General features: G+C 63.2%; 22 protein-coding genes and 1 pseudogene. 15 read left to right on the top strand and 8 right to left on the bottom strand.

What is annotated here, in order from left to right:
- Positions 1-36 precede the first annotated feature (36 nt).
- Genes JNM03_RS08760 through JNM03_RS08750 form a run of 3 tightly spaced genes read right to left on the bottom strand, consistent with a single transcriptional unit; the run spans position 37 to position 2,327 of the window.
- Positions 37-858, bottom strand: coding sequence for a c-type cytochrome (locus tag JNM03_RS08760; RefSeq protein WP_294036073.1), 822 nt, complete (start codon positions 856-858; stop codon positions 37-39).
- Positions 859-899: 41 nt separating this feature from the next.
- Complete coding sequence (locus JNM03_RS08755) at positions 900-1,235, bottom strand: 2Fe-2S iron-sulfur cluster-binding protein (protein ID WP_294036072.1); 336 nt, start codon at positions 1,233-1,235, stop codon at positions 900-902.
- Positions 1,236-2,327, bottom strand: a complete 1,092-nt coding sequence (locus JNM03_RS08750; protein ID WP_294036071.1) for an aminotransferase class V-fold PLP-dependent enzyme — start codon at positions 2,325-2,327, stop codon at positions 1,236-1,238.
- Positions 2,328-2,564: 237 nt separating this feature from the next.
- On the opposite strand from JNM03_RS08750, the gene JNM03_RS08745 reads away from it, so the two are divergent.
- Positions 2,565-3,221, top strand: a complete 657-nt coding sequence (locus JNM03_RS08745; RefSeq protein ID WP_058453864.1) for an alpha/beta hydrolase — start codon at positions 2,565-2,567, stop codon at positions 3,219-3,221.
- Positions 3,222-3,365: 144 nt separating this feature from the next.
- On the opposite strand, the gene JNM03_RS08740 is transcribed toward JNM03_RS08745, so the two are convergent.
- Positions 3,366-3,530, bottom strand: a complete 165-nt coding sequence (locus JNM03_RS08740) for a hypothetical protein (RefSeq protein ID WP_294036070.1) — start codon at positions 3,528-3,530, stop codon at positions 3,366-3,368.
- A 112-nt stretch (positions 3,531-3,642) separates the two neighbouring features.
- On the opposite strand from JNM03_RS08740, the gene rpiB reads away from it, so the two are divergent.
- The 7 genes from rpiB (at position 3,643) to JNM03_RS08705 (ending at position 7,415) form a co-directional block, all read left to right on the top strand.
- On the top strand, positions 3,643-4,095 hold the full coding sequence (rpiB, locus tag JNM03_RS08735) for a ribose 5-phosphate isomerase B (protein WP_294036069.1): 453 nt from the start codon (positions 3,643-3,645) through the stop codon (positions 4,093-4,095).
- Entirely contained in the window at positions 4,092-5,399 is a 1,308-nt protein-coding gene (glyA, locus tag JNM03_RS08730) for a serine hydroxymethyltransferase (RefSeq protein ID WP_294036068.1), read from the top strand. Before rpiB ends, glyA begins: the two co-directional genes overlap by 4 nt.
- Before the next feature lie 5 nt (positions 5,400-5,404).
- Positions 5,405-5,623, top strand: a complete 219-nt coding sequence (locus tag JNM03_RS08725) for a hypothetical protein (protein WP_294036067.1) — start codon at positions 5,405-5,407, stop codon at positions 5,621-5,623.
- A 3-nt stretch (positions 5,624-5,626) separates the two neighbouring features.
- Complete coding sequence (gene nrdR / locus JNM03_RS08720; protein ID WP_294036066.1) at positions 5,627-6,091, top strand: transcriptional regulator NrdR; 465 nt, start codon at positions 5,627-5,629, stop codon at positions 6,089-6,091.
- Positions 6,092-6,094: 3 nt separating this feature from the next.
- On the top strand, positions 6,095-6,823 hold the full coding sequence (locus tag JNM03_RS08715; protein WP_294036065.1) for an RNA methyltransferase: 729 nt from the start codon (positions 6,095-6,097) through the stop codon (positions 6,821-6,823).
- A 26-nt stretch (positions 6,824-6,849) separates the two neighbouring features.
- On the top strand, positions 6,850-7,080 hold the full coding sequence (locus JNM03_RS08710; protein WP_294036064.1) for a hypothetical protein: 231 nt from the start codon (positions 6,850-6,852) through the stop codon (positions 7,078-7,080).
- 98 nt (positions 7,081-7,178) lie between these two features.
- Entirely contained in the window at positions 7,179-7,415 is a 237-nt protein-coding gene (locus JNM03_RS08705) for a hypothetical protein (protein ID WP_294036063.1), read from the top strand.
- 6 nt (positions 7,416-7,421) lie between these two features.
- Here the strand turns inward: JNM03_RS08705 and JNM03_RS08700 are convergent, their stop codons facing one another.
- Entirely contained in the window at positions 7,422-7,736 is a 315-nt protein-coding gene (locus tag JNM03_RS08700) for a chorismate mutase (protein ID WP_294036062.1), read from the bottom strand.
- Positions 7,737-7,936: 200 nt separating this feature from the next.
- On the opposite strand from JNM03_RS08700, the gene rpsD reads away from it, so the two are divergent.
- Entirely contained in the window at positions 7,937-8,548 is a 612-nt protein-coding gene (gene rpsD, locus JNM03_RS08695) for a 30S ribosomal protein S4 (RefSeq protein WP_294036061.1), read from the top strand.
- A 58-nt stretch (positions 8,549-8,606) separates the two neighbouring features.
- On the opposite strand, the gene JNM03_RS08690 is transcribed toward rpsD, so the two are convergent.
- Positions 8,607-10,541: a S9 family peptidase gene (locus tag JNM03_RS08690; RefSeq protein ID WP_294036060.1), complete on the bottom strand. Its 1,935-nt coding sequence runs from the start codon at positions 10,539-10,541 to the stop codon at positions 8,607-8,609.
- Positions 10,542-10,906: 365 nt separating this feature from the next.
- Between JNM03_RS08690 and JNM03_RS08685 the strand changes: the two genes are divergently transcribed.
- The 5 genes from JNM03_RS08685 (at position 10,907) to JNM03_RS08665 (ending at position 16,214) form a co-directional block, all read left to right on the top strand.
- Positions 10,907-11,737: a PEPxxWA-CTERM sorting domain-containing protein gene (locus JNM03_RS08685; protein ID WP_294036059.1), complete on the top strand. Its 831-nt coding sequence runs from the start codon at positions 10,907-10,909 to the stop codon at positions 11,735-11,737.
- Positions 11,738-11,911: 174 nt separating this feature from the next.
- Positions 11,912-13,597: a M28 family metallopeptidase gene (locus JNM03_RS08680; RefSeq protein WP_294036058.1), complete on the top strand. Its 1,686-nt coding sequence runs from the start codon at positions 11,912-11,914 to the stop codon at positions 13,595-13,597.
- A 17-nt stretch (positions 13,598-13,614) separates the two neighbouring features.
- Positions 13,615-14,598 carry an agmatine deiminase family protein gene (locus JNM03_RS08675; RefSeq protein WP_294036057.1) on the top strand — a complete coding sequence of 328 codons (984 nt, stop codon included), beginning with the start codon at positions 13,615-13,617 and terminating at the stop codon, positions 14,596-14,598.
- A 98-nt stretch (positions 14,599-14,696) separates the two neighbouring features.
- Complete coding sequence (gene aguB, locus JNM03_RS08670) at positions 14,697-15,548, top strand: N-carbamoylputrescine amidase (protein ID WP_294036056.1); 852 nt, start codon at positions 14,697-14,699, stop codon at positions 15,546-15,548.
- A 21-nt stretch (positions 15,549-15,569) separates the two neighbouring features.
- A complete protein-coding gene (locus tag JNM03_RS08665; RefSeq protein WP_294036055.1) occupies positions 15,570-16,214 on the top strand; it encodes a heme-binding beta-barrel domain-containing protein in 645 nt (214 codons plus the stop codon).
- Between the two features lie 3 nt (positions 16,215-16,217).
- Here the strand turns inward: JNM03_RS08665 and JNM03_RS08660 are convergent, their stop codons facing one another.
- Positions 16,218-16,838 carry a PilZ domain-containing protein gene (locus tag JNM03_RS08660; RefSeq protein ID WP_294036054.1) on the bottom strand — a complete coding sequence of 207 codons (621 nt, stop codon included), beginning with the start codon at positions 16,836-16,838 and terminating at the stop codon, positions 16,218-16,220.
- Between the two features lie 292 nt (positions 16,839-17,130).
- A complete protein-coding gene (locus tag JNM03_RS08655; RefSeq protein WP_294036242.1) occupies positions 17,131-18,435 on the bottom strand; it encodes a dicarboxylate/amino acid:cation symporter in 1,305 nt (434 codons plus the stop codon).
- Between the two features lie 267 nt (positions 18,436-18,702).
- On the opposite strand from JNM03_RS08655, the pseudogene JNM03_RS08650 reads away from it, so the two are divergent.
- Positions 18,703-18,850, top strand: a pseudogene (locus JNM03_RS08650) (ATP-binding protein); the annotation flags it as partial.

The raw sequence follows: 18,850 nt of genomic DNA, 5'->3' as shown, positions 1-18,850 counted from the left end.
GGCGGCGCGAAAGCGGAAATGCAAGCGTGCGCGCGATCAGGGATCTTTCGCCGCCACCGCACGCAGATAGGCAAGGATCGCGGCGATTTCGGCGTCGGTCAGATGGCGGAACCGACCCCGCGCAACCTCGCCCATCAACGCGAGCTTGCGTTCCCCCGGCGCGATGCCGGTGCGCAGCATGCGATTGAACGCCGCGTCGTCATAGGCGGCGGCGATCCGCAGATCGGGGCGCGGTTCGGCGCCGGGATAGGGCGTGCCGCCGCGCAGGGTCATCGTGTGACATTCCGCACATGTCGCACGAACGATATAGCGGCCCAGCGCGTGATCGGCCCCTGCATCGGGCGGCCAGAGCCCGCCCTGTTCGGCGACTTCGACCGGCGCGGATTTGAACAGGCCTTCCGCAATCTCCTTTTGCCCCAGCGCCTTGAACACCGGCCGCGGATGCTCCGCGCCGGTCGGGGCCTTGCTGCGCAGGAAGACGACAAGGGCCGCCATGTCACGCTCCGCCAACCGGGTGAAGAGATGCGAGGGCATGCCCCATAATGCCGTCCCGTCGGGACGCCTCCCGTGGGTGATGACTGTCCGAAGCTGGGCATCGGTCACCGTCGGTACGAAGCGGCTGAGGTTCGACGTCCACATGATCGCGAACTCCGGGTCGCTCCAATCCTCTCCGGCAAGGTCCGCACCGTGGCAGCCGGTGCAGCCAAGGACATTCGCCACCCGTGCGCCGTGATCGACCGCGTCCGCCGTCTGGCGGACAAAGGCAACCGGCGGCGCGGCATCGGGGGGCGTGCCAGACTTGTCACCGCAGGCCGTCAGACACAGCGGCCCGACAAGAAACGCCAACAGGTGTCGCATGCTTGCCGCCTCCCCTTGTTGCCCCCGTCATCAGTCCCCGGTCAGCGCGGCCCCTGCATGTTGCGGCTTTCGGCCGGAATATGGACGGTCAGCCCGTCCATGTCCTCGGTCAGGACAATCTGGCACGCCAGCCGGCTTGTCCGCCGCACCCCCGCCGCAAGGTCGAGCATGTCTTCCTCCATCTCGCTGGCCGGCGGCAAGCGGTCGAAATCCTCTTTGGCGACGATGACATGGCAGGTGGAGCAGGCCATCTGGCCTTCGCACGTTCCTTCGAGCGGCATGAGCTGTGCTTGCGCCACATCGAGGAGAATGTCGCCGGGCGCCACCTCCGCTTCGGTACACCCCTTGCCGTCAGCATGAACGAAGGTGACGCGCACTCAATTCACTCCCTGCAGCCGCGCCGCATCCTTGATCGCGTTCAATCCGTCGCGGAGCTCCGCTTCGCTCGTATAGCGCCCCCAACCCAGACGGATCGAGGCGCGTGCGTCGGCTTCGCTGACCCCCAACGCGCGCAGCACGTGGCTGACCTTGCCCGATCCGCTACCACACGCGCTCCCGAGCGAGAAGGCGACATTGCGGGCGTCGGACATCAGGCGAAGGCCGTTCACCCCCTCGCGCCGGACATTGAAGTTGCCGCGATAGCGCGGGTGCGCCGCGCCATTGAGCGTCCATTCGGGCAGCATTTCCTCCGCGAGCGACCACAGGCGCTCGACATGCGCGGCATCCGCATCGAAACGCTCGGCCGCCAGCGCTGCGGCGGCCCCGAAACCGGCGCAGAGTGCCGGGGATACGGTCCCCGATCGCATTCCCTGTTCCTGCGCGCCGCCCAACATCAGCGGTTCCAGATCGACGCCGTCGCGAACCCAGAGCGCGCCGATGCCCTTTGGCCCGTGGATCTTGTGCGCCGAGATTGCGATCAGGTCGGCCGCGTCGGGAATGGCGACGCGGCCATAGCCCTGCACCGCGTCGCAGAGCAGCAGGCTGTTCCTGGCATGCGCGGCGGCGGCGAAGTCCGCGACAGGCTGGATCGTCCCGACCTCGTTGTTCACCAACATCGTCGCGACGAGACCGTTTTCGGGAATCAGCGCGGCATCGGGCGGCAGGGCCACGCCCTTGCTATCCACGGGCAGGATCGCCGCATTCAACCGTTCGAGGCATTGCAGCGAGGCGGCATGTTCGATGCTGAGCCCCGCGACCCCGCCGGGCTTTGCCTGTGCGCCGCGGAACAACGCCCAGTTGAGCGCCTCGGTCGCGCCCGATGTAAAGAACACACGTCCGCCCTTCGGCAGCAACGCCGCGACCTGATCGCGCGCCACCTCGACGGCGGCGGCGGCGGCGCGCCCTCCCTTGTGGGTGCTCGACGGATTGGCGAAACCTTCTCCCTCGCCCGGCCCCGCCAGCCAGCGCAGCATCGCTTCGCGCGCCTCCGGGGCAAGCGGCGTCGTCGCCTGATAGTCGAGGTAGATCATTCGCGGCATTTGCCCGCTAATCCCGTTGGTGTCGAGCGATGCCCGTATGACCGCGCGGACTGGTCGTCATCCCGGACCGGATCGGCGATCGCGAACGCCGGTCAAACAGCCCATTATTGCGAACGATTCGCAAAAGTTGCAAGTCGAGACCTGTTCTCTGTATAGGCGCCGCTTCGCTCCGCCACCCCGCCAGCCGGCGATTCGGCCTTGAGCTCAAAAAAGATAAGAGGTGCGCCCATGCCCGACGTCATTTTCCCCGGTCCCGAGGGCCGCATCGAAGGCCGTTTTTCGCCCCCGCCGCGCCCGCGCGCGCCGGTCGCGCTGATCCTGCATCCGCATCCGCAGGGTGGCGGCACGATGAACGACCGCATCACCCAGGCGATGTACAAAAGCTTCGTCGCGCGCGGTTTCGCGGTGCTGCGTTTCAACTTTCGCGGCGTGGGCCGCAGCCAGGGCACGTTCGACAACGGCATCGGCGAACTCAGCGACGCTGCCTCGGCGCTTGACTGGGTGCAGTCGATCCATCCCGAGGCACAGACGACCTGGGTCGCGGGTTTCAGCTTCGGCGCCTGGATCGGCATGCAGCTTTTGATGCGCCGCCCCGAGATTCGCGGCTTCCTGTCGGTCGCACCGCCGGCCAACATGTATGATTTCAGCTTCCTCGCGCCCTGCCCGTCGTCTGGCATCATCGTCGCGGGTGGTCAGGACGAGATCGTCCCCCCGGCCGCGATCCAGAAGCTGGTCGATAAACTGCGCACGCAAAAGGGCATCACGATCCATCACGACGAGATCCCGCGCGCCAATCATTTCTTCGAGCATGAGCTCGACCAGTTGATGAAGTCGCTCGATAACTATCTGGATATGCGGCTCGCACCCGACTCGCCGATCCGCTAGCCACTCTACCCTCCCCGTGGCGCAGCCATGGGGAGGTGGCAGCCCGAAGGGCTGACGGAGGGGCATGGCGCGATCTTGCCGCCGCTCCACTATCGCCTGCGGCGACGGCCCCCCTCCCACGGCTGCACCGCGGGGAGGATCTTTCTACTGTGTCGGGACCAACCAGATGGCGAGGTTGGCGAACATCACCAGCGCCGCGACCAGCATCAGCAACGCGCGTTTCCGGTCGCCGGTCCGGAAGATATAGATCGCCCCGCCGGTCAGCGCGACGCCGGCCAGCATCAGCACGGACATGATCGTATCAGACATGCCGTCGCCTTATCGCTGACGGCACAAATTTGCCACCTCGCTTATGGTCAATCCTGAAAGCTTCGCCTAAAGCGCGCTCATCGATTCCCTTTGATCTGCGGGAGCCGCGCCGATGCGCATCGCGATTGCCTCTGACCATGCTGCTTACGAGCTGAAAGCCGTGCTCGCCGACTGGTTGCGTGCCGAGGGGCATGATGTTGCCGATCTGGGCACCAATGGTCCCGAAAGCGTCGATTATCCCGATTATGGCTATCGCCTCGCGTCCGCCATTGCCGACGGCAGCGCCGAACGCGGCGTCGCGCTGTGCGGTTCGGGTATCGGCATCTCGATCTCGGTCAATCGAAACCCGGCCTGCCGCTGCGCGCTCGTATCCGAACCGCTGTCGGCAAGGCTTTCGCGTGAGCATAATGACGCGAACGTCCTTGCGCTGGGTGCCCGCCTGACCGGCATCGACATGGCGAAAGCCTGCATAGCCGCCTTTCTGACCACCGACTTCGCCGGCGACCGCCATGCGCGCCGCGTCGACAAGCTTTCCAACCCGCCCCAACTGGAGATCAGCCGATGACCACCGAAACGCTCGACAAGCCCATCAAATCGGCCGGCTATTTCACCGATGGCGTCGCCGCGACCGACCCGGCCGTTGCCGCCGCGATGAAGCATGAAATGGAGCGGGAGCAGTATCAGATCGAACTGATCGCGTCGGAAAACATCGTCTCGAAGGCGGTGCTGGAGGCGCAGGGATCGGTCTTCACGAACAAATATGCCGAGGGTTACCCCGGCAAGCGCTATTATCAGGGCTGCGCGCCGTCGGACGAGGTCGAAACGCTGGCGATCGACCGCGCGAAACAATTGTTCGACTGCGGCTATGCCAACGTCCAGCCGCATTCGGGCGCACAGGCCAACGGCGCCGTGATGCTGGCGCTGACTAAGCCGGGCGCAACGATCCTCGGGATGAGCCTCGACGCCGGCGGTCACCTGACCCATGGCGCGGCGCCCGCCCTCTCGGGCAAATGGTTCAACGCGGTACAATATGGCGTCCGCGCCGACGATCACCTCGTCGATTTCGATCAGGTGGAGGCGCTGGCGAAGGAGCATCGCCCGGCGCTGATCATCGCCGGCGGCTCTGCCTATCCCCGCACGCTCGACTTCGCGCGGTTCCGTGCGATCGCCGATGACGTCGGCGCGTTGCTGATGGTCGACATGGCCCATTTCGCGGGCCTCGTCGCCGGCGGCGCGCACCCCTCGCCGATGGAACATGCCCATGTCGTGACCACCACGACGCACAAGACGTTGCGCGGCCCACGCGGGGGCATGATCCTGACCAACGACGAAGCCATCGCCAAGCGGATCAACTCGGCTGTCTTCCCGGGCCTGCAAGGCGGCCCGTTGATGCATGTCATCGCCGCGAAGGCCGTCGCGTTCGGCGAAGCGCTGCGTCCCGAGTTCAAGCACTATGCGAAAGCGACGATCGCCAATGCGCAGGCGCTGGCGAACCGCCTGAAGGCGCGCGGTGCCGATGTCGTCGCGGGGGGCACCGACACGCACCTCGCGCTGATCGACCTTCGCCCGCTCGGCATCACCGGCCGCGATGCCGACGAAGCGCTCGAGCGGAGCGCCATCACCTGCAACAAGAACGGTGTTCCTTTCGATCCGTTGCCGCCGGTCAAGACCAGCGGCATTCGCGTCGGCTCGCCCGCAGGCACCACGCGCGGCTTCGGTGTCGCCGAGTTCGAGGAAATCGGCGACATGGTCGCCGACGTTCTTGAGGCGCTGCGCGACAAGGGCGAACAGGGCGACGCCGATGTCGAAGCGAATGTCCGCGGCCGCGTGCGCACGCTGTGCCAACGCTTCCCGATCTATCAGGGATAAGGGAAATGGCGCGCCAAACCCCCGAAGAACCGACACTTGTCGAGCTGACGATCGAAGAGGTCAAGGCGATGGGCAAGCAGGGAATGGACCACCCGTCGACGCGCCCTGTGCTGACCGGCGGCGTCGTCGGTGCGATCGCGGGGGCCGTGCTTCCAGTCGTCAGCTGGCCGGTCGGGCTGTTCGCGGGGGCGGCGATCGCCCTTTATACGCGGGTGAAACGCTGATCCATGCGTTGTCCTTATTGCGGCCATGAAGACAGTCAGGTGAAGGACAGCCGGCCGACGGAGGATGGCGCCGCCATCCGCCGTCGTCGCCAGTGCGAGGATTGCGGTGCGCGCTTCACGACCTTTGAGCGCATCCAGCTCCGTGACGTGGCCGTCCTGAAGGCAGGCGGCGGACGCGAGCCGTTCGACCGCGAGAAGCTGATGCGCAGCGTCCAGATCGCGTGCCGGAAACGCCCGATCGACGGCGCCCGCATCGAACGGCTGGTGTCGGGCATCCAGCGCCAGCTCGAAACCTCGGGGGACAACGAGGTGCAGGCCGCGCAGATCGGGGCGATGGTGATGGAAGCGCTCAAGGGCTTCGACAATGTCGCTTATATCCGCTTCGCGAGCGTCTATCGCGATTTCACCGAAGCCAAGGATTTCGAGGAATTTGCGTCCTCGATTACCGAGGCCGCACATAAGAACTGATCCTTGGCGAACAAAGCCCCTCCCCCCGTCATCGTCCTCGTTCGGCCGCAGCTTGGCGAAAATATCGGCAAGGCTGCGCGCGCGATGCTCAACTTCGGGCTGACCGAGCTGCGCCTGGTCGCGCCGCGCGACGGCTGGCCCAACCCTGACGCCGGCCCGGCCGCGTCGGGCGCCGACGTCGTGCTCGCCCGCGCCACCCTGTTCGATACGCTGGCCGACGCGGTTACCGATTGCACGACGATCTATGCAACCACGGTCCGCAAACGCGGTGTCAGCAAACCCGTGCTTACGCCGGAAGCTGCCGCGCAAGAGGTGCACGCGGACGCCGGTCGTTCGGCCTATGTGTTCGGCCCCGAACGTTCGGGGCTCGAGACGGACGACGTGGCGCTCGCGCACAAGATTGTCACGGTGCCGATCAATCCCGAATTCGGATCGCTCAACTTGGCGCAGGCGGTGATCCTGATGGCCTATGAATGGTCGAAGGGCGTCGCGCTGGCGAGTCCGCCCGATGCGCCGCTCGACCCTCCGGCCCCGCATGCCGAGTTGGAAGCACTCATCCAGCATTTCGTTCGTGATCTGGACACTGCCGGCTATTTCTTTCCGGAAGACCGCACGGAAGCGACGCTACGAACGCTTCGGACCATGCTCACCAAAGCCGGTTGGTCGCACAATGATATCAGGATGATGCACGGAATCGTCACCGCACTTGGCAGAACGCCTCGATCGCGATAACGAGCGCCCATCTGACTTTGGAGAATATGATGCTTTCGCTCGCCTTCGCGCTTCTACTGTCCGCTGCAGCGCCGGATTCTTCTTCGACCCCGGTACCGACGACTGAGAGCGCCAAACCGCCCAAACCCCCAAAAATCTGCCGTGAAGACGAACACACCGGTTCACGCATGCGCAAAAAGATCTGCAAGACCCAGGAAGAATGGAACAATCAGGATTCCAATTTTCGTGGCGATGTCCGGTTCAAGGGCGGTAACTGAATCCGGCACGTCTCAGCGATTCTATGACGAGGCGTCGTTATCCGACAGCGCCAGTTCGGACGTGTGACGTCTGATCCCATCTCTTTTGGAGCATTTTCATGCTGCTTACTGCACTTTCATTGACCCTTGCGGTCGCGAGCGCGACTGCGCCCGATAGCACCCCGACAACCCAGCCGGCCAAGCCGGCGAAGCCGAAAAAAGTCTGCCAAAAGATCGAGATGACCGGCAGCACGGTACCCAAAAAGGTGTGCCGCACGGTCGTCGAACCATCGCCGACCAAGGGCGAAGTCGCGAATTCCGACAGCAACAAGCCGCAAGGCGGCGCGACAAATTAGGCGCGATCAGCCGCCTGTGCGCAGGCGGTCCCAGCGAACGACCTCATACGCGATCGACTGTTCGACCAGTTCGTTCCAGACCGCACGCAATCGCGCGGGCTCCAGCCCCGCCTCCTCGGCTTCGCGCGCGACGTTGTCGAGCACCTCGGCTTTGCGCGCTTCGTCGCGAACGCTTTCGCGGTCGGGCTTGATGCGGGCGGCGGCGTCCATATAGCCGAAGCGGCGGGCAAGGATCGCGACCAACTCACGATCGACCTGATCGACTCCGGCGCGCACGTCGCGCATCGTTTCACAGTCTTGGGGCAATTTGGGTGCGGTCATGCGCGCTGCCTTTAACGGCTTTTTTCGCTTCGTCCAGCATCGGGCCACGGGCTTGACTTCGTGCAGCTTCCCGTCTAACCGCGCGCCTTCGCAATGGACCCCGCACCCCGGTGAAGCGGCGGTCGCACATGGCGCATGCCCATGTGGTGCGACCCGGGAACCGCCGAAATCCTTCGGCACACAGCAAATTGGAGACGACAATGTCGAAGCGCCAGAGCGCCAAGTATAAACTCGACCGCCGCATGGGCGAGAATATCTGGGGTCGCCCGAAGAGCCCCGTCAACCGCCGCGAATATGGCCCGGGCCAGCACGGCCAGCGCCGCAAGGGCAAGATGTCGGATTTCGGCATCCAGCTCCGCGCGAAGCAGAAGCTGAAGGGCTATTACGGCGACATCACCGAAAAGCAGTTCAAGAAGAACTATTTCGAAGCCTCGCGCATGAAGGGCGACACCGGTCAGAACCTGATCGGTCTGCTGGAGCGCCGCCTCGACGCAGTGGTCTATCGCTCGAAGTTCACGCCGACCATCTTCTCGGCGCGCCAGCTCGTCAGCCACGGCCACGTCTATGTGAACGGCGTGAAGTGCAACATCGCGAGCCGCCTCGTGAAGCCGGGCGACGAAGTCACCCTGGGCAAGAAGGCGCAGGAAATGGCGCTGGTTGCCGAAGCGCAGAGCCTGCCCGAGCGCGATCTGCCCGAATATCTGGCGATCGACGGCACCAAGTCGACCTTCGTTCGCGTTCCGACGCTGGATGAAGTGCCCTATCCCGTGAAGATGGAACCGAACCTCGTCGTGGAATTCTATTCGCGCTGATCGGATTCAACATCATATTTCAAAGGGGCGGTCCGGAAACGGGCCGCCCCTTTTCGTTTCAGTGCGGCAGGAAGGCCGATATCTTGCGCAACATATCCGTTCGCGCCTCGCCCGTTTCCAGACTGTGCGCCAGCTCGGGATACTCGATCAATTCGGCGCGCTTGCCCTTCGCATCGAGCGCGCGCTTCATCGTTCGCGATTGCGCGATATCGACATTCTGATCGAAACTCCCGTGGAACATCAGGACGGGGACCTTGATCGCTTCCGCATTCTGGGCCGGTGAGCCTTCCTTGATGTGGGGGCCGGAGCCGATGAAGCGTGCGTTGATCTCTCCGCCGCCCTTGCTGGCCTCCTCGCGTTTCAACTGATCCAGATCGGTGACGGGTGCGATGGCCACGATCGCCTTGAACAAATCGGGGGCCAGTACGCCGGACTGAAGCGCGGCGTAGCCACCGTATGACCAACCGACGATCGACAGCTTTGCCGGGTCAGCCCCCTGTTGCGCGGAAACCAGCCATCGCCCCGCGTCGGTGACGTCGCCGATCGCAGTGCGCCACGATTGAAAGCCGTTCTTCTGATACCAGGCATCGCCATAGCCCGACGAACCGCGGAAATTGGGCTGCAGCACCGCATAGCCGCTTTGCGCGAAATATTGCGCCATCCAGTCGAAACCCCACTCGTCGCGGGCGGACGGCCCACCATGCGGCATGACGATAGCGGGCAGTCCTTTCGCGTCACTGCGACCAGGCGGCAGCGTCAGGTAGCCTGGTATCATCGTGCCATCCGCAGCCGGATAGTTGATGGGCTGGACTGGCGAGAGCGTCAGCGAAGCAAGCGCATCACGCTCACCAAGCAACGGCCGCAGTATTTTCGCCTTTGGATCGAAGAGGAAATATTGCCCAGGGTCGGTGTCGGAACTCGCGCGGACAAGATATTTGCTCTCATCGGCCGAGGCATCGGAGATCAATATCTGCTTTCCTCCAAGCGCCTTTGACAACGCCTCGGTCATCCGCTCCATCGCAGGGTCCGTCATCACCGAAACACGCTTGTCGGTGGCGAAGGAAACGCCAACGATCCGGCCGTTGCGACCGATCCGAATGATGTCATCGACATCGACCTCAGGATGCGCATAGATGGTCGTCGCCGCGCCGCTGCCATCGAGCGGCATCGCCACCACGGCCTTGCGCCCGTCCACGCGGTCGAAACCGAATACGCGGTCGGTAGACGGGTCGATCGCGAGCGGCTCAAATCCCTTTTCACTGGCAACGTCGTAATCCGACAGCGGTTTCCAGTTTCCTCCGCCTTTCGGACGATAAAGAAAGTGGATGATCGGGTTTATCTGACCGCTGCCCATCCACGACTGGGTCGCCATCAGGCGGACCTGTCCATGGCCGTCGGAAAGATAGAAAATCGCGTCGTCGTTGGGGACCTCCACACGATGCGAAGCCCCTGTTACGGAATCGATTTGATCGACTCCCAGACCTTCCCTGCGACTGGCGATTCTTGTCCCCGTATCATACTCGGGAACATAGCTGCGCGTCATCAGCAGCGACCCATTGTCCGATGCCGACCAATCGAGCACGCTGCCACCACGAAAATCGGAATAGAGCGAACGGCTGTTTCGGCGGTTGCTGAGAACCTTGAGATTTCCGCCCGCCGCATCGAGGGCAATGATGTTCGTCGCGCCATAGATGTCGCCGGCGACCTGGGCGCGCGCGAACGTCTGGCACGCAAGCCGGGTCGCCGTCACCCAGCCGCACCAGCTCAGATTGCCCCCCGCCCCTCCGTCGCTCGACAAAATCTGCCGCGGCCGGGCGCCTTCCGTCGTATCGACGACATAAAGACGGCGCATTCGCTTCACGCCCTGCTCGATAAACGCCAGCTGTTTGCCGTCGGGTGACAAGCTGACATCCAGAATCGATTCAAGCGCTCCGAACCGCGCCGCATTGTCCTTGTCCTGCGCCTGCGCGCCACCAGCAGGGACGAAAGCCATGCCCAAAGCTGCCACCGTGCTCCAGATGGCGTGTTTTCCCGAAATCATCCTGCGTCCCCGTCTCAGTTTTCAACACGCAAACTGATCATGCTCTCGGAATTATCAAGCAGTTTTGAAACCCTAGTGGTGCGAAACGCCGCGACGGAAATCGCGCCGGATAATCATTTGCCGAAGCCAACTCGCCTGCTTCGTTCCAAGATGTTCGTGGCGGGAGCGGCTGGAATGCCATCCACACTTCCGCCGATGCCACCGGTCGGTCTGCCTCAAAATGAAACAGGTTAAGCGATTCTGAACTTTTGTTAGGTTTGACGAAAGAATTGTTAACCCCTAGGCGGCGGCAGGTCGCAATTTAAGCTGGGGGAATCATGAATAAATTCGCTTTGATCGCTGCACCTTTCCTGCTCGCAGCAGCGCTGCCGGCCTCCGCGCTGGCGACCGAAATCCTGCCGGGCAACTTGAACGGATGGCAGCCCGCGAACGTCAACAGCCGGGGCAGCGTGGCCATTACCGACACCTATATTCCCGGCGGTGCAGGCCAGACCGGCTCGCTCGAATTCAATACGACCGCCGCAGCCGGCAAAGCCGACTTTACCTATAATCTGACAAACGTAACGCTTGGCGACATCGTTGCGGGCAACGGCATTTCGTTCGACTTCTTCCGCGACTCCAGCTCGACGGCGACCGCCCATTTCGCGCCGGTCATCCGTCTCGCCTTCACCTACAGCGGGCTTTTCGGCTTGCAGCAGACCGGATATCTGATCTGGGAAGCCGTCTATAACGGCGTGACGGTGACGCCGGACAACTGGATTCACGCCGACATCACCGACGGATATTTCTATCAGCGGACCGGAAGCGAAGTCCCCGTCTATAACAAGACGCTCGAAGACTATATGAACGGCGGCGTGTTTACCGCCGGCGGCAAGTCGACGATCGACCTCGACGCCAACACGGTGATCAAACGTATCGAAATCGGCGTCGGCAGCGGCTGGAACGGCACGTTCCACGGCGCTGCGGACAATCTCGTCGTCAACCTGGGCAGCAAGGGCGTCGTCGACGCCAACTTCCAGCCGTTCGCGGCTCCCACCGCGGCCGCGGTTCCCGAACCGACGACCTGGCTGATGTTCTTCCTCGGCTTCGGCCTGATGGGGGGGCTCTTGCGGCGCCGGAAGCCGATGCTTCGTCCGAACTACGCCTGATCGCAGGATCATCGCACGGATCGAAAGGGAGGCAGCCTCGCTGCCTCCCTTTATCGTGGCGGTTTCGTGGCGGTCGCCCGGCCCACTCCAACCGGGGCATGACGCCAATCTTGTTTCATCGGAAACGGTCTGGCACAAGCCTCGCCATCGAACACGATGAGCCAAGGAAATTTCATGCTTCGCTTCCCCCGAACCACCGCGGCTGTCGCGGTCCTTCTGTCCGTCGCCGCATGCAGTGGCGGCGAAAAAGCCGCCGCGCCTGACGCGGCTTCGCTTCCCGAGGTCCAGTTCCCCGAACTGTCGCTCCAGACGCTGCAGGACGTCACGAAGGAGCTGTCATCGGATGCCTATGAGGGCCGCGCCCCCGGCACGGCAGGCGAGGAAAAGACCGTCGCCTATCTGATCAAGAAGTTCGAGGAAGCAGGGCTGAAGCCTGGCAACAATGGCAAGTGGACGCAGGATGTGCCGCTTGTCGAGATCACGCCGAAGAACGCGACGCCGCTTACCTTCACCGGCGGCAAGGCACCGGTCACGCTGCAATATGCGACGGACTATGTCGCCAACAGCTATCGCGTGCAGCCGCGGACCGTCATCAAGGACAGCGACGTCGTCTTCGTCGGTTACGGCATCAACGCCCCTGAAAAAGGCTGGAATGACTATGCCGGACTCGACGTGAAGGGAAAGACAGTGGTCGTCCTCGTCAACGACCCCGACTGGCAGACCAAGGAAACCAAGGGCGAATTCAACGGTCGCGCCATGACCTATTATGGGCGCTGGTCGTATAAATATGAGGAAGCCGCGCGGCAGGGCGCAGCGGCCGTGCTGATCGTCCACGACACCGAACCCGCCGCTTATGGCTGGAACGTCGTCGAAAGCAGCAACACGGGCGCCAATTACCTTGCGGAGACCAAGGATGGCGGCGCCAAGGAAACCGCCGCCAACGGCTGGATCCAGCTGTCCAAAGCGAAGGAATTGTTCGCGAGCGCCGGTCAGGATTTCGACAAGCTGCGCGCTGCCGCTGGCAAGAAAGGCTTCAAGCCGGTGGCGCTGACCGGCGTGAAGGCATCGCTGAGCTTCGACAACGAAATTTCGAAGAAGATGTCGCGCAACGTCGTCGGCGTGCTGCCGGGCACCAAGCGTCCGGACGAATATGTGCTCTATACCGGTCATTGGGATCACCTCGGCCGCTGCACGCCCGTGAACGGCGACGATATCTGCAACGGCGCCGTCGACAATGCGAGCGGCATCGCCGGACTGGTGACGCTGGCGCAGGCTTATCAGAAGGCCGGCGCGCCCGACCGCAGCGTTGTCTTCCTTGCGGTCACGGCCGAGGAATCGGGCCTGCTCGGTTCGAAATATTACGCCGAAAACCCGATCTTCCCGCTCGCCCAGACCGTCGGCGGCGTGAACATGGATTCGCTCAATCCGAACGGTCCCGCGAAGGACATCGTCGTCGTCGGCCGCGGCAAGTCGGAACTGGATGTCTATCTCGAAAAGATCGCCAAGGCGGCCAACGTCACGATCGTGGACGAGCCGACGCCTGAAAAGGGTTTCTACTATCGTTCGGATCACTTCAGCTTTGCCAAGCTCGGCGTGCCCTTCTTCAACTTCGGCGCTGGCGAAGACCTGGTCGATGGCGGCAAGGAAGCCGGCAAGAAGGCGTCGGAAGACTATGAGAAGAACCGCTATCACGCGCCCGCCGACGAATATGAAGCGATCAAGAATTGGGACGGCATGCTCGCCGACCTGAAACTTTTCTACGCCGCCGGCCGCATGCTTGCATCGACCGACGCATGGCCGAACTGGAACGCCGGCGACGAGTTCCGGGCCGCGCGCGACAAATCGCGCCCGGCGAAATAGCCAAAGACCAGGCGCCCATGACGCTGCGCATGCCTGCCGAATGGGCGCCGCACGAAGCGGTGTGGATCGGCTTCCCGCACCTCCGGGATGAGTGGGCGGGACAGATAGACGCTGCCCGCGCCGACATCGCCGCCTTCGCCAACGCCGTCCACGATGGCGGCCGCGGCGAAGAGGTGCGGCTGGTCGTCAACGACGACGCACAGGCGGATATTGCCGCCGCGCTCGTCGATTCGGGCGTGCGCATCCTGATCCAGCCGCTCGGCGACATCTGGCTGCGCGACACGGGGCCGATCATCGCGGGCACGGGCGCGGCACGCCGCGCCCGCAATTTCGAATTCAACTGGTGGGGCGAAAAGTTCGTCATGCCGGGCGATCAGGAGGTCGGCGCCGCGCTCGCTGCCGGGTCGGGCCTTCCCGTCGACGATCAGGATTGGGTGCTGGAAGGCGGCGGCATCGACGTCGACGGCACCGGCCTCTGTGTCACGACGGAGGAATGCCTGCTCAATACCAACCGCAACCCGACGCTGACGCGCGAGGATATCGCGGTCAGGCTGCACCAGTCGCTGGGGATCGACCGGCTGTTGTGGCTGGGCAACGGGCTGGTCGGCGACCATACCGATGGTCACGTCGACAATCTCGCGCGCTTCGTCGGCGAGGGCCGGCTCGCGGTCCCGCTTGCGACGGGCAGCGATGATCCCAATGCGGCCATCTATGCCGACGCGCGCACGCGGACGGCGGCGTTTGGCGAGGTCGAGATTGTCGATCTACCCTCGCCCGGCCGCGTCGAAATCGACGGCGAACTGGTCGCCGCGAGCTATATGAATTTCTACATCGGCAACACGACCGTGGTCGTCCCTACCTATGGCGTCGCCAATGATCGACTGGCGGTCGAGACGCTCGCCGCGCTCTTTCCCGACCGCCGTGCCGTCGGCGTGCCCGCGCGCGGCATTATCGTCGGCGGCGGCAGCTTTCATTGCTCCAGCCAGCAACTTCCGGGCTAAAACGACCATCATCCGGGCGAAGGCCTGGATGACGCACGTGGAAGATCGACTTCTGCTTTGGGGCTGGCAAGAAGCCCGGTCTCGCCTATATCCGCCCCATGACCCGCACCATCACCGTCGCCGCATTGCAGCTTCCCCTGCCCGGCCCTGTTCATCCGAATATCGAGGCCGTGACTGTGCTCGTCGAGAACGCAGCGGCGAAGGGCGCGCAAATCATCCTTCCGCCCGAGTTGTTCGAAGGACCCTATTTTTGTCAGATCGAGGACGAGGCGCTGTTCGCGTCCGCGCGCCCGACGGCCGAGCATCCCAGTGTCGTCGCGATGCAGGCGCTCGCCGCGAAGCTGAGGGTCGCGATCCCGACCAGCTTCTTCGAAAAGGACGGCCCGCACTATTACAACACGCTGGCAATGATCGGCCCCGATGGGGATATCATGGGCACCTATCGCAAGAGCCACATCCCCGATGGTCCGGGGTATGAGGAAAAATATTATTTCCGCCCCGGCAACACAGGCTTCAAGGTGTGGGACCTGTTCGGCGCCCGGATCGGCGTCGGCGTCTGCTGGGACCAATGGTATCCCGAATGCGCGCGCGCGATGGCGCTGATGGGCGCCGAATTGCTCTTCTATCCGACCGCGATCGGCAGCGAGCCCTATGACGCGGACCTCGACACCAGCCGCATGTGGCGCCGCGCGATGCAGGGGCATAGCGTCTCGAACTGCATGCCGGTGATCGCCGCCAACCGGATCGGCGCAGAGGGCGATGCGAATTTCTATGGCCACAGCTTCATCACCGACGAGTGGGGCGATCTGACGCAGGCGTTCGGTGCTGCCGAAACGGGCGTCCTTGTCGAGGAGATCGATCTCGACCGCGCAGCGAAGCATCGCGCCGGCATGGGCTTTTTCCGCGATCGTCGGCCGCAACTTTACGGGCGGCTGGTCGAAGATATCTGATCGCTATCGAGGGGGAATGCGATGGAACTACCCGACGACATCTTTACCGAACCCGAGGACGTCGATCCCGAAACGCTCGCCAACCTCGGGCCGCTGCGCCGGCTTGCGGGAATCTGGGAGGGTGAGCGCGGCATCGACGTCAATCCCAAGGCCGACGGCCCCGAGACACGCAAATATTACGAGCGGATCGAGATGCAACCGATCGACCCGCAAGCCAACGGGCCGCAGCTATTTTATGGCCTGCGCTACCATGTTCACATCAACACGCGGGAAGAAGACATCACCTTCCACGATCAGGTGGGCTATTGGCTGTACGAGGCATCGACGGGCCTGATTCTACAGACATTGGCCATTCCGCGCGGCCAGATCGCGATCGCGGCGGGTCACGCCAAACCCGACGCGAAACGCCTCGTCGTCAAGGCCGAGCGGGGACAGACCGAATATGGCATCTGTTCGACGACATTTCTCGATCTCGCCTTCCGTACCGATCGCTACGAACTGACGATCGACTTTCATGAGGACGGGTCGTGGAGCTATGTGTCGGACACGATGCTAGCGGTCAAAGGCCGCGACGACATCTTCCAGCATCGCGACCGGAACACGCTGTCCAAAATCGCCGAACCCGACCTCAACCCCTGGGCGAAGATCGTGAAAGGGGCAGCCTGAGGCTCAATTCTGGAAGCGGCGAATGCTTTCCAGATCGGTGCGGTCGAGCGGCTGGGTCAGCCACAGTCCGCCGCGATTGCCCCGTGCCCAGCGCACGATGGCCTTGCGGCGGATGTCCCCGGCAAGCACCAGTTCAAGCTCCTTGCCGACTTCCAGCAAGCCGTCATGTACAAAGCCGGCCCCGCTTTGTGACAAATCCGCCAGTTCGATCTGGCTCGTACCCTCGTCGGTGATCACCTGCGCCAGCGTATGCACCGGCACGCGCGGCTGGCGATAGCCGCTCGCGCGCTGTTCGGCGGCCAACCGCTTCAGGACATCGGCGACATCGACCTCCTGATCGAAGGCGACGCCGCAGCGCCCCCCTTCGGACCAGACGACCTTGCCGCACACCACGACCGCGTCCGACAGTGCAATTTCCAGCTGTTCACCGACCGAAATCGGCACGTCGGCCGCCAGCATCATCCCGCGATCCGACATGTTGCGCACGCGCCAGAGCCCGAAATCGCCGTCGCGCTTGACCTTCGCGATCCGCCAGACGGTCCGATAACGGTCCGAACCGCGCCGATCGCCGTCCGAACCGACGGCCGGCTCTATCGCTGCACTGGAAACAAGCGGTTTCTTCATGCCATCCTCATTCGGAGCAACGCCGGGGGACCGTGAATATATCATCGTCTAACTACAACGAGTCCAAATAGAGACAGTGTTTCATATCAAAATTTCGCTTGTTACTCAATGTCATCGCGGCCCGTAGTTAATCGCTTCTCAACATGTCGGGCCAATCCTGAAACCGGCATGCCTGTCGAGTATGAATAAATTTCTCAATTTGCATATTTTAACGGTGCCAAATCGGCAGGATTAAATGCAAAATCGGTGAAATCGTCCGGCCGCGCACAGCGGTGCCGCGCACCGCAAGACGTCAGCGATGCTCCCTCGCCGGTTGCGGGTCGAGCGCCAGCCGAAGCGCCTCGCGATCGAGGCCGCCTTCCCAGCGCGCGATAACGACCGTCGCGACGGCATTGCCGATGAAGTTGGTGATCGACCGGCACTCGCTCATGAATCGGTCGATCCCGAGGATCAGCGCCATGCCTGCCACGGGAACGGCCGGGACGACCGACAGCGTCGCCGCCAGCGTGATGAACCCCGCACCGGTGACACCAGCCGCGCCCTTCGAACTCAGCATCGCCACGCCGAGCAGCAGCAATTGATCGCCAAGCGACAATTCGACACCCGTCGCCTGCGCGATGAACAGCGCCGCCAGCGTCATATAGATGTTGGTGCCGTCGAGGTTGAAACTATATCCGGTTGGGACGACCAGCCCGACGACGGCCTTGGGACAGCCGGCGGCCTCCATCTTCTCCATCAGGCTGGGGAGCGCCGCTTCGGACGACGACGTGCCAAGCACCAGCAACAGCTCGGCGCGCAGATAGCGGATCAGCCGAAGGATCGAAAATCCGTTCCACGCCGCGACGGCGCCCAGAACGACGAATATGAACAAGGCCGAGGTAAGATAGAAAGTCGCCAGCAGCGCGGCGAGATTAGCAAGGCTGGCAACCCCGTGCTTGCCGATCGTGAAGGCCATCGCGCCGAACGCACCGATCGGCGCGGCGCGCATCAGGATCGCCACCAGTCGGAAGAAAGCGGCCGACAGCGACTGAAGCACGGCGAGCGCCGGCGCGCCGCGCTCGCCGATCAGCGAAAGCGAGATGCCGAACAGGATCGCAACGAACAGCACCTGCAAAATCTCGCCGCCGGCGAGGGCGCCCGTGAAGGTGGACGGAATGATATTGAGCAGGAAGCCGACAAGCGTCTGATCGTGCGCCTTTGCCGAATAATCGCTGACTGACTGGGGGTCGAGCGTGGCCGGGTCGATATTCATGCCTGCGCCCGGCTGCACGACATTGGCGACAACCAGCCCGACCACCAGCGCAAGCGTCGAGAAGAAGAGGAAATAGGCGAAGGATTTGCCCGCAACCCGCCCCACCGACCGAAGCTCGCCCATACCGGCAATCCCGGTGACGATGGTCAGGAAGATCAGCGGCGCGATGATCATCTTCACCAGTTTGATGAACGCATCGCCCAGCGGCTTCAGCGCCGCGCCCGTCTCCGGCCAGAGCACGCCCACCAGCACCCCCGCCACGATCGCGACGAGCACCTGAAAATAGAGCTGGCTATAAAGGCGGCCGCGCCGCGCGGATGCGGGCACCGCCGCCGGTTCGATGATGGCCACGGTGAACGCTTCTCCCCCCAGCATCCGCCAGCGATGCGAGAATGGTGCCCCTGGCCGGACTCGAACCAGCACTCCTTGCGGAACTCGATTTTGAGTCAGATAGCGACTACCACAAGATACTGAAAATCCTGAGAAATTCAAGCAGTTTTGCGCTAGTGTGCTAATCTTTGTGCTAAATCGAAGGGCGTATTTAGCTCAACTAGCGTCAGGTTAGCCCCCCATTTCCGCCCCGTCCACCCTTAATGGCCTGATGGGGTCCGACTTGCTTTGGTGACACGCCTCGAAGAGGAGACCCGGATCGGCAAAGGCGGGACCCTGGCGGCGCAGCTGTCGCGGCTCGACCTGATCGTGCTCGACGAGCTCGGTTATCTGCCGTTCGCCCGCTCGGGAGGGCAGTTGCTGTTCCACC

The sequence above is a fragment of the Sphingopyxis sp. genome (assembly GCF_016793825.1).
GTDB lineage: Bacteria > Pseudomonadota > Alphaproteobacteria > Sphingomonadales > Sphingomonadaceae > Sphingopyxis.
This window is presented reverse-complemented; position numbering and strand designations above follow the sequence as displayed.